Origin of the sequence: Romboutsia weinsteinii (genome assembly GCF_002250835.2) — a bacterium.
Lineage (GTDB): Bacteria > Bacillota > Clostridia > Peptostreptococcales > Peptostreptococcaceae > Romboutsia_A > Romboutsia_A weinsteinii.
The window spans coordinates 1-11,469 of sequence record NZ_NOJY02000072.1 but is presented as its reverse complement, the minus strand read 5'-3'; the positions used below and the strand labels follow the sequence as shown (position 1 = coordinate 11,469).

The window sequence follows — 11,469 nt, the reverse complement described above, 5'->3', positions numbered from 1 at the left end:
CCATATAACCATCCATATTACTAAATCTTTGAGCCGCACCTGCTGTGTACACTCCTGCTGGTCTATACCCAGGTATATCTATCGCTCCTCTTGTTCTTTCTCTACATCCCATCGCTAAAATTACTGCATCAGCTTGAATATTTATTAGCCCATCTTCTCCCAATGCCTCTATAGTTTTATCTTTGCTAATATTTAGAACCATTGTATTTAGCATATAGTCTATATTTTCATTTTTTACCATATCTATAAATTTGCCAGCATATTCTGGCCCAGTTAGTTCTTCTTTAAATACATGAAGTCCAAATCCATTGTGAATACATTGATTTAATATTCCACCAAGTTCTCTATCTCTTTCTATTATAAGAACTTTTTTTGATCCATTTTTTTTAGCTTCGACTGCCGCACCAAGTCCAGCAGGACCCCCTCCGATAACTACAACATTATATTTCAACTAAATCACCCCTTAATTCTTTTACTTTACCTACTACTACATTTGAATTTTCATAATCCTTTAATACATCTTCCACTGGTATATTTAGTTCTCTAGCTAATATTTCAATTACCCTAGGACCACAAAATCCTCCCTGACAGATTCCCATCCCAGGTCTAACTCTTCTTTTTACTCCATCTACTGTTCTTGCTCCACAAGGTCTATTTATTGCACCTACAATTTCACCTTCTGTTACGCTTTCACATCTACAAATTATCTTTCTATATTTTTCATCCTCATTAATTACTTCATTTCTTTCTTTTATACTCATTTGAGAGAATGCCTTATATTTTTTTCTAAGTGGATTAAAGTTCTTATTATCTTCTATGTACAGACCTTCTTCTTTAAGTATCTCTACAACATACTCACCTATTGCTGGTGCTGAAGCAAGCCCTGGTGATTCTATTCCACCTACATTTATAAAGTTTTTAGCTATTTTAGATGCAAATATACAAAAATCTCCTGTGCTTGATGTTGCTCTAAGACCTGCAAATGACGTTATCGTTTTTCTATAGTTTATGCTTTCTATTGTCTTTCTTGAAGAATCTACTATTTCTTTTATTCCATCTTTACTTGTTGTAATATCTTCTTTATCACTTACTTCATTTGCATTTGGTCCTACTAAAAGGTTACCATGCACAGTCTGTGTAACAAGCACACCTTTACCTTTTTTAGTTGGGCATTGGAACAATACGTGATTTACTATTTTACCTTCAGATTTGTCAAGTATCTTATATTCACCTTTTCTTGGTGTTATCTTATACTCATCTCCACCTACCATATTATTTATCTTGTCAGCGTATACACCTGCTGCATTTACTACATATTTAGCTTTTATATTGCCACTGTTTAGAACTTTTATATCAAAGTAGTCTTCTTCTTTTTTAATATCTAGAACCTGAGCTTGAAGCTTTAATACAGCTCCATTATTTATTGCATTTTCCATAAGAGCTATATTTAAATTAAATGGACATACTATCCCTGCGCTTTCACAAAGTAATGCTCCTACTACATCTTCGTTTACATTTGGCTCTAAATTTAACACTTCCTCTTTGTTTAATAATTTAAGACCCCTTGCGTTATTCTCAAGACCTCTTTGATAAAGCTCCTCTATATGCTTCTTTTCATCTTCATCAAAAGCTAGTACTAGCGATCCAGTTTGTTTAAACTCTACACTTAAGTCTTCACATAACTTTGGATATAATTCATTTCCTCTAATATTTAATCTTGCTTTTAGGCTCCCTTTATATGCATCGTATCCTCCATGCACTATAGCACTGTTTGCCTTGGTTGTACCTTGACATACCTCAACGCCTTTTTCTAATACTATAACTTTCAAATTATATTTAGATAATTCCCTTGCAATAGAACTACCTGTTATTCCAGCTCCTATTATTGCTATATCATACATAATTTCCCCTCCAATATTAATACTATGTTTTATAAAAATTTAGCTTCACTAACTTCGCCAAAGTCTGTTCGCTAAGCTCATATATCGTTGTTCAAAAAAATAGAGACCCCCCTATACGATGTATAGAAGGCTCTCTTTACTCTTAGCCATATATATTATTTTTCCAAACGTTTTCTTTTTTCACTTAAATTATATACAATAAAATATCTCTTGTCACTACTTTTTTATTAATAGCTTATAAAATAATTATATAATATTACCATAATTTCGGATTAGTAGTTGAAACTGCCATCGCTCCAGCAGATAAAACATTAATAATTTCTTCTTTCTCACTTATAAGTCCACCACATATTATAGGAATATTAGGAAACTCCTTATTTATTCTTTTTATTACTTTCGGTAGTATACCAGGCATAATCTCAATTGCTTGTGGTTTTACCTTTTTTAAGTTTTCTATAGCATTTTCTAAAGACATGGAGTCAATAAAGAAAAACCTTTGTACAACGTCCAGCTTCAGTTCTAGTGCTCTTTTTACAATATTTGATTTAGTTGTTAATATTCCATCTAAATTAAACTCCTCTTTTATATAATCAACAATAACAGGACTTGATGATATTCCAGATACCATGTCTATATGTACAAATACTTTTTTATCATGTTGATGTAGAAATTCTATCTTTTGCTTTAATGTTAATATATCCCCATTCAATAAAAATACTATATCACAATCGGATTTTGCTACTTCTTCTATTTGATCTTGATTTTTTACAGCTCCTATTATAGGATTTACTTCTAATATGTTGTTCATAATTCCCCCATGTTTGTCAGTTTTTTTGTTTATTATATCATGAAGTATACTCTATTGCTATTTTACTTTGTATACTTGCCACCTTTCCTAAAAACTCCATTCTATCTTCTTTTGATCCATTATCAAAAGTAAATTTTAACACTAGATTACTTGATTTTTTTTCAATATCAAATTTCTTAGTATCTAAATTCATCTCATCAAGTATTTCCATAATTCTTGGTATTGCTTCATTATCTTTAATCGTCAATACAACACTCTCGCTTCTTTTCTTTTTGTATAGCATATCGATGTACTTAAGTACACATAAAACTACAAGCAAGAATATCCACGATACTATGGCTAAAAAATAATATCCATAACCAATTGCTATACCTATACAGGCAGTAGACCATATTCCTGCTGCAGTTGTTAATCCTCTTACTCCTCCAGAGGTCTTAAGTATTGTACCTGCTCCTAAAAAACCAATCCCAGATAGTACCTGTGCAGAAAGTCTGGCTGGATCTAAATTTGCTACTCCATTATACTGTAAAAATAATTCTAAAGATATAATAGAAGATATACAGGATCCAAGTGATACTAATATATGCGTTCTAAATCCCGCAAATTTATTTAATCGTTCTCTCTCAATACCAGTAACTCCCCCTATAATTAAGGCCAGTACTAGTCTAATAAATATCTCTTTCTCTCCCATATATGCCCCCTACTTATTTATCTTCTTTAATTTTTATACAAAAATAAGGAGAATAAACCTAATGTTTTTATCTCCTCATCTCTACTAAAAGAATATGCTATCTATGTTTTATTGTCAAATAATTTTTAAATCAATGTTAAATTTTTATTTCAGTATTAAAAATATATTATCAATATTGACAGAAAACATTTTCCATTTTATACTAAAAGTACTAAAATTAAAAATATAGCGGAGATTATGAGAGAGCTATTTATTTTTGAGACTATTTGTGTAGTCTCAAGTTTAATTACCTCTCTTATTTTTTTGTTTTTGTACGCTATAAAATCCTACAAAGAATAAGAGGTGTTTTTATGGAAATTTTTGCACACAGGGGTGCTAGTAGTGATTACCCCGAAAATACAATCCTAGCTTTTAAAAAAGCATTAACTCTTCCTATCAATGGTATAGAGCTGGATGTTCATAAAAGTAAGGATGGTGAGCTAGTTGTTATTCATGATGAAGATATACAACGTACCTTCAAAGGTCGAGGCATGGTTGAGGACTATTCTTTACTTGAATTACAAAGTTTCAATTGCAGAAAATTTGAGTTTGTAAATAATGAACTATGTAAAGTTCCAACTTTAGAAGATGTTTTAATTCTTATTAAAGATAAAAATATTACTTTGAATATCGAAGCAAAAACAGATCAAATTCATTATGATTTAGAAAATGATGTATTAGAACTAGTTGAAAAATATAACATGAAAAACAATGTACTTATATCTAGTTTCAATCATAAATGTTTAAATATATTCAAAAGTATAGACTCTAGCTATAAATATGGGGCTCTTTATGAAGCTGAAAAAGACTTTGCTTCAGAGAATAATGTAGTTGAGCATGCTAAGAAATTAGGTGTTTATAGTATTAATATAAGCAAAGAATTAGTAACTAAAGAAATGGTAGATTTAGCTCATTCTAATAATTTAAAGGTTTATGTTTATACAGTTAACGCACCTATAATTATGAGAAAGATGATTGAGTTTGATGTGGATGCTGTATTTACAGATTATCCCGAATTAATGTTAGAAGTTTTATCAGAAAAAGAATATTGCGTATAAATTAAAGGGGGATTTTTTAGTATGGAGAATATTGTAAACGCTATTAATGACATAGTGTGGAGTAATTATTTAGTTGGATTATTTTTAGTTGCAGGGATTTATTTCTCAATAAGAACAAGATTTATACAAATCAGGCAAGTAAAAGAAATGTCTAGACTTGCTATAAGTAGGGACAAGTCTGAAAAAGGTATATCTTCTTTCCAATCATTATCTGTTTCCTTAGCTGGTCGTATTGGTACTGGAAATATAGCTGGGGTTGCAACAGCGATAGCTTTAGGTGGTCCAGGGGCAATCTTTTGGATGTGGTTAATAGCATTTTTAGGTGCTGGTACTGCTTTTGTTGAATCAACTTTGGGTCAGTTGTATAAAGTAGAACAAGATGGTCAATATAGAGGTGGTCCAGCTTATTATATCGAAAAAGGATTAAATCAAAAATGGTTTGGTTTATTATTTGCATTTGCTACTCTAATAGCAATGGGATTATTACTGCCTGGTGTACAATCTAACTCAATATCTAATAGTATGCAAACAGCTTTTAATTTAGAAGCATCTACTGTAGGACTTCTATTAGCTTTAATCTTAGGACTTATAATATTTGGTGGTATAAGAAGAATAGGTGTAGTTGCTGAAATAATAGTTCCTTTTATGGGACTTGCATACATTATTATGGCAGTTATTATAATATTATTTAATATAGATAAGTTACCAGGAGTTGTTGCTTTAATCTTTAGATCTGCTTTTGGTTCAGAACAAGCATTTGCTGGTATAATCGGTCTTACAATATCTTGGGGTGTAAAGCGTGGCGTTTATTCTAATGAAGCAGGTAGAGGTACTGGTCCTCAATCAGCAGCAGCTGCTGAGTCAAAACATCCTGCTGAACAAGGATTTTTACAATCTTTCTCAGTATATATTGATACATTAGTAGTTTGTTCTGCTACTGCTTTTATGATATTAATTTGCCAGACTTACAATGTAGTTTCTCCTGATGGAGGATTTATAGTTGAGTTCTTACCAGGTGTTGAGTATGGTGCATCATTCACTCAATTAGCTATAGATTCATTTATACCTGGATTTGGTAAATCATTTGTTGCGATCGCTTTATTCTTCTTTGCTTTTACATCAGCTATGGCGTCATATTATATTGCAGAAACTAATTTAAGTTATCTATCTAAGAAGATATTTAATAAAGAAGTTGGTAAATTGCCACTTACAATATTAAGAATAGTAATATTGTCTACTGTATACTTTGGATGTGTTAGAAAAGCAGGTCTTGCATGGACAATGGGAGATATAGGTGTTGGTATAACAGCTTGGATAAATATTATAGCATTATTCTTTATGACTAAGCCTGCATTAGCATGCCTAAAAGATTATGAATCTCAAAGAAAAGCAGGAGTTGCTAGAGAAGATTTAGTGTTTAATCCTAAAGCTTTAGGAATAAACAATGCTGACTTCTGGGAGAACAGATATCTAGAAAAAACTAAGCTCACAAAAAAATCAGTATAATACAATTTAATAATATATAAGGGTGTACTAAAAATAGTACACCCTTTGTTCTTTCTAGTTTTTTATCTAATAAGACATTAGAGTTAATTTAACTCTTCTTTGCTTAGTATATATTGAAGTGTTGTTATAGCTTCTATAAACTTACCCCTATCTTCAATATTTAACTTTGATAGCTTTTCCTCTAGCTTATAAGTTAATTTTTCCATAAAATCAGTAGCGATTTTATCTCCTTTTTCAGTTATAGTGATAAGGTATTTTCTTCTATCTGAAAGATCTTTTTCCCTAACTACATACCCCTTCTTAGTTAACTCATCTACCATACTAGTTAAACTACCCTTTTCTATGTTTAACTTAGCACATAGATCTGTCATACTTATAGCCCCATTGTTTTTTATAAATACTAACGCTCTTAATTGCGTTTTATTTACGTTATAAGTTGCTGAATATTGCTTTAAATATTCTAAATAAAGACTAGAATAAATTTTCGGAAAAGTTTTAGATAAAAATCCAATCGTTTCCGATACTATACATTGCATTATATCACCCCAGATGTTAATTTTTAATTAGTTCGTACTGAATTCAGTTTACAATAAATATTTTATAAGTACAATAGTTTACTAAAAAAAAACACCTTAGATACTCGGTTTAGCACTTTCTACTTTCTTAAGTGCTTTGATTCGTATACATAATATAATATAAATGCAGCTAAAGAGAATAATAATGGACCTGCAATCATAAATATTGTGTCTATCATTTTGCCTGATAATGCAGGCTCAATTATTGTGAATATGTTGGCAAATCCGACTACTATACTTACTATTGTTGCAACTGTTAAGGCTACTCCATAACTCTTATATACCAAGAATGGCTTTTCTAATTCTCCATTTAATTGCTTTTTCTTAAATATAGGGAACGCAATTAGTAAGAATAAGTATGGTATTGTCATCGCAACATTTGTCATTAAAACTAACTTTCCAAAGAACTCTTCTGCACTATCTCCACCAAATGATATTATTAGTATCATAACTATAACTATTATAGCTTGTACTTTCATAGCATTTACTGGCATACCATCTTTTATATGACCTAATTTACCTGGCCATATTTCTTTCGGTGAACCTTGTATTAATGTTTTCAGCGGAGAGTATGTTAATGTAAAGAAGGCTCCTGTTAAAGCTAAGAACATTGAAAGACCTACAAATCTTGCCACCCATAAACCTAGTGTTAAAGATGCATCTGTACTCATTCCAAAAGCTCTACCAAGCTCAAATCCTAAATTTTGCATTAGCACATAGGCAACATTACCCATATGTACCCCTTTTACAGACAGTATAGCATCCCAGTTTGTAAACATACCACATGCAAATATACCTACTGCATAACCAATTGCTATTACCACTGCCGCTATTGCTATACCTTTAGGGAAGTTTCTCTCTGCGTCTTCAGTTTGATCTACTAATCCTCCTAGTACTTCTAAGCCACCAAATGCAAATATTGCAAAGGTTAAAAATGATAGTACTGCTAATGGAGTTTGATATCCTGGGTTTGGTGATCTACCAAAGCTTTGCGCAATATCTGCTATAGGTTGTGCAAATCTACCTCCATTAATTAATAGTACTGTTACTCCACCTATTAGTAAAACAATGTTTAAAAGAGCAACTGCAGTACCTCCTACAGAAGTTATTTTTGTTATTTTATCTACTCCCTTTGTGGCTATATAACTTACAAGCGCAATCCATAATGCACCTAATATTCCTAAAGTTTGAGTAGAATTTAATCCAAATATAGTCCACATATCCGTCTTATCGTAACCAAATATAGCATTTGATAAAGGTATCCATATTGATGATGATACATTTACCATCCAAATTATATAAGATGCATACCACATAAACGTACCTATAAATGCATACTTAGATCCTACTGATTTTTCCATCCATGAATACATACCACCAGTTTCTTTTTTAAAGGCTGCACCATACTCAGCCATCATAAATGCGTATGGTATAAAGAATAATATCGCACTAAATACATACCAAGGTATTGCTGAATACCCCATTAAGAAAAACGCTCTTGGCATATTAGCAAATCCAAATACTGATGTAAAAATCATTAATATTAATGATACTAAAGATAGCTTTTTAACATTATTGTTATTTTGTGACATGATTTTTCCTCCTTATTAAACATAGTATTACTTTTTGTAGAATATCAAATTTAATACCAAAATTATTTTATATTTATGGATTTCTAATTTTTTTATAATATATTCTGTTATTATTAGTATTTATGTGTTATAATGGTTTTAGAAGATCTCCTCATATCCATGAGGAAGTGACGCTAGCCCATTAAAAGGCCTACTATTTATAGTAGGCCTTTTCCGTTATAACTTGTGTATATCACATATGCTTTAAGTTAAACATAACAACGTAAAAGGAGTATCTAGTAATGAATTCCGTCATTATTAGATACTCCTTTTCCTATTTAATATTATACATGTAAATCTACTTGTATTCCTATAGAGTCCTTGTAGTCCTTTATTGATGGTTCTAAAGTTTCTTCTACAAATTCAACAACTTGCTCAGGTGCTCTACCTACGAAGTTTTTAGGATCCATTATAGATAATATTTCTTCTTTAGACATTTTAAATGAATCTTGATCTTCTATTATAAGATCTATAAGGTTATTATCTTTTCCTTCATGCTTAACTCTGTAAGCTGCCTTCATAGATAATTCTCTTATAACTTCATGTAATTCTTGTCTATCTCCACCTCTTTTTACCGCTTCCATAAGTATAGTTTCTGTAGCCATAAAAGGAAGTTCTTCATTTATACGCTTAGTTATCATATTTTCATATACTACTAACCCATTTGTTACATTTATTCCTATTTCAAGTATAGCATCAGCTGCCATAAATGCTTGAGGTATAGCTAATCTCTTGTTAGCTGAGTCATCTAAAGTTCTTTCTAACCATTGAGTAGCTTGAACTAAAGCTGGACTTAAAGATTCAGTTATTATATATTTTGATAATGATGCTATTCTTTCGCTTCTCATTGGATTTCTCTTATATGCCATAGCTGATGACCCTATTTGGTTCTTTTCAAATGGCTCTTCTAATTCTTTTAAACTTTGTAAAAGTCTTATGTCATTAGTCATTTTGTGCATACTTTGAGCTATTCCTGATAATATGCTTACAACTTGATAATCTAATTTTCTAGTGTAAGTTTGTCCACTTACAGCATATGAAGAAGAATATCCCATTTTCTTACATATTAACTTATCTAATTCTTTAACCTTTTCATGGTCTCCTTCAAATAAACTTAAGAAACTAGCCTGAGTACCAGTAGTACCCTTTACCCCTCTAAGTTTCATAGTGTCTATTCTGTAATTTAGATCTTCTAAATCTAGTATTAAGTCTTGTGCCCATAAACAAGCTCTCTTACCTACTGTAGTAAGCTGTGCAGCTTGGAAATGAGTAAATCCTAATGCTGGCATATCTTTATATTGTAATGCAAACTCTTTTAAGTTATTTATTAAGTTTACAAGTTTAACTCTTAAAAGTTTTAAAGCTTCATTCATTTGTATAACATCTGTGTTGTCACCAACATAAGCAGATGTTGCTCCTAAATGTATTATCCCCTTAGCTTTATCACATTGTAGACCATAAGCCTTTACGTGGCTCATTACGTCATGTCTTACTTCTTTTTCTATTTTTCTAGCTTCATCAAAGTTTATATTGTCAATATTAGCTCTTAATTCATCTAATTGTTCATCCGTTATATTTATACCTAATTCTTGCTCACCTTCTGCAAGAGCAACCCATAATCTTCTCCATGTTGAGAATTTAAACTGTGGAGAGAATATAAAGCTCATATCCTTACTACAGTATCTATCTGTAAGAGGATTTGAATATGTAGCATATTTGTTATCTATCATAAATGTACACCTTCCCTTAAGTCAAATTTAATACATGCTAATTATATAAAATTTAACGAACAATAACAAGCTTTTTTTTATTTATGTTCATATTACTTTTTATTAATACTTATATTGTCTTTATTTATTATGTAATCTACACTTTCACTATCTACAAAGTTTAATACATATTTATACCTTATAGCATAGTACTTATCACTCCAACCGAGTTGTCTTTTTATGTCTTCTTCGTCAGCACCAAGCCTAAGAGCAATTGCTGCAAATGAGTGTCTAAAATCTTTTGCTGAGTATTTACATAGTCTAGCATTATCTAAAGCTTTTTTTACTATTAATCTAACATTTCTATCTGTTATAGAATTGCTCTTTTGTGTTGTATAAACAAATTCTTCTGTTGGTGTTATAACTTCAGATAGTCCAGAGTAGTTTCTATAGTCTTCTAATAATCTAAAGCAGTATGGATGAAGCTTTACTATTCTTTCTTTTTTAGCTTTTCCAAGTCTCACGTAAGAATTATTATCTGCATCCACCATTAGATCTTTCCATTTTAAAGCTACAAGTTCATTTAAAAGGCACCCTGTCGTAACTAAAAATACTATTATAGATCTGTCTCTAATATTTAATCTTGGAAGCGAATCTATTAATTGGTTTATTTCTTGAATACTTAGCACATTATCTTTAGTTTTTATTCTTGTTACTACTGGTTTTTCTACAAATCTAAAAGGATTTATCTCTATATATTCTTGTTTTTTTAAAAAATTATAAAAGCTATGTAAGTAACTATATATCTTTTCGCAAGTAGATTTTGCATATGCATCTTGGATATGTTCTATAAACCTATTACAGTCTTCTTTTTCAACGAAGAAAAGCTCTTTATCTTCTAGAAATTCTTTAAATAGCAATATTTTTGATAGGTAGTCATGCTTAGTATTTGGGTTAAGTTTTTTGGAGAAGCTATTAAAAACTTCAGTTTCATAATTATCTAATTCAATTGTAGTATACATATATATCTCCCTTCTATTTTGGTTTATACTATCCCCCTAATAAGTAACATTTGAACTTATAATATTGAATAAGTTTTAAATTATTGATATACTCTTAATTGACGTCTATTTGCGTTACTATGATAATTTGTATTGGAGGTAATTAATTTGATCGAGATTTTAAAAGCCGTTATTTTAGGTATCGTTCAGGGTATAACTGAATGGCTACCTGTAAGTAGTACTGGCCACATGATATTATTTGATGAATTCTTACAGCTTAATATGTCACAAGCATTCATCAGTACATTTTTAGTTGTAATTCAGTTTGGTTCTATACTTGCTGTTCTTACAATTTATTTTAAGAAGTTAAATCCTTTTGATGGATCTAAGACTCAAAAACAAAAAAGAGATACTATAGATTTATGGACAAAGGTGTTAATTGCTGTTATACCGTCTGGAGTACTAGGTGTTTTATTTGATGATAAGATAGAAGAAGTATTCTTTAACTCAACTGTAGTTGCTATAGCACTTATTGCTTATGGTATAATAA

General features: G+C 30.7%; 11 protein-coding genes. 3 read left to right on the top strand and 8 right to left on the bottom strand.

The window, feature by feature from the left end; genetic code table 11:
* The 4 genes from CHL78_RS18190 to CHL78_RS18175 form a co-directional block, all read right to left on the bottom strand.
* Positions 1-451 (bottom strand): NAD(P)/FAD-dependent oxidoreductase (locus CHL78_RS18190; protein WP_116041667.1); only part of this gene is annotated, 451 nt, incomplete at its 3' end.
* Positions 441-1,901 (bottom strand): NAD(P)/FAD-dependent oxidoreductase, encoded by a 1,461-nt coding sequence (locus CHL78_RS18185; protein WP_094366771.1) that lies wholly within the window; start codon positions 1,899-1,901, stop codon positions 441-443. The genes CHL78_RS18190 and CHL78_RS18185, both read right to left, overlap by 11 nt.
* 256 nt (positions 1,902-2,157) lie before the next feature.
* Complete coding sequence (locus tag CHL78_RS18180; RefSeq protein ID WP_094366770.1) at positions 2,158-2,709, bottom strand: glycerol-3-phosphate responsive antiterminator; 552 nt, start codon at positions 2,707-2,709, stop codon at positions 2,158-2,160.
* 37 nt (positions 2,710-2,746) lie between these two features.
* Positions 2,747-3,400, bottom strand: a complete 654-nt coding sequence (locus CHL78_RS18175) for an MgtC/SapB family protein (protein WP_094366769.1) — start codon at positions 3,398-3,400, stop codon at positions 2,747-2,749.
* A 350-nt stretch (positions 3,401-3,750) separates the two neighbouring features.
* Here CHL78_RS18175 and CHL78_RS18170 point away from each other — a divergent pair, with 350 nt between their 5' ends.
* Together CHL78_RS18170 and CHL78_RS18165 are read left to right on the top strand one after the other, a co-directional pair.
* Positions 3,751-4,497: a glycerophosphodiester phosphodiesterase gene (locus tag CHL78_RS18170; RefSeq protein ID WP_094366768.1), complete on the top strand. Its 747-nt coding sequence runs from the start codon at positions 3,751-3,753 to the stop codon at positions 4,495-4,497.
* A gap of 21 nt (positions 4,498-4,518) precedes the next feature.
* Positions 4,519-6,003: an alanine/glycine:cation symporter family protein gene (locus CHL78_RS18165; protein WP_094366767.1), complete on the top strand. Its 1,485-nt coding sequence runs from the start codon at positions 4,519-4,521 to the stop codon at positions 6,001-6,003.
* Between the two features lie 83 nt (positions 6,004-6,086).
* Here CHL78_RS18165 and CHL78_RS18160 read toward each other — a convergent pair whose 3' ends face one another.
* The 4 genes from CHL78_RS18160 to CHL78_RS18145 form a co-directional block, all read right to left on the bottom strand.
* On the bottom strand, positions 6,087-6,539 hold the full coding sequence (locus tag CHL78_RS18160; RefSeq protein ID WP_094366766.1) for a MarR family winged helix-turn-helix transcriptional regulator: 453 nt from the start codon (positions 6,537-6,539) through the stop codon (positions 6,087-6,089).
* Between the two features lie 119 nt (positions 6,540-6,658).
* Positions 6,659-8,170 carry a glutamate/gamma-aminobutyrate family transporter YjeM gene (gene yjeM / locus CHL78_RS18155; protein WP_094366765.1) on the bottom strand — a complete coding sequence of 504 codons (1,512 nt, stop codon included), beginning with the start codon at positions 8,168-8,170 and terminating at the stop codon, positions 6,659-6,661.
* Between the two features lie 323 nt (positions 8,171-8,493).
* On the bottom strand, positions 8,494-9,939 hold the full coding sequence (purB, locus tag CHL78_RS18150) for an adenylosuccinate lyase (RefSeq protein WP_094366764.1): 1,446 nt from the start codon (positions 9,937-9,939) through the stop codon (positions 8,494-8,496).
* A gap of 92 nt (positions 9,940-10,031) precedes the next feature.
* Complete coding sequence (locus CHL78_RS18145) at positions 10,032-10,940, bottom strand: tyrosine-type recombinase/integrase (RefSeq protein WP_094366763.1); 909 nt, start codon at positions 10,938-10,940, stop codon at positions 10,032-10,034.
* 147 nt (positions 10,941-11,087) lie between these two features.
* Between CHL78_RS18145 and CHL78_RS18140 the strand changes: the two genes are divergently transcribed.
* On the top strand, positions 11,088-11,469 hold a 382-nt coding region (locus CHL78_RS18140; protein ID WP_274541868.1), incomplete at its 3' end, for an undecaprenyl-diphosphate phosphatase.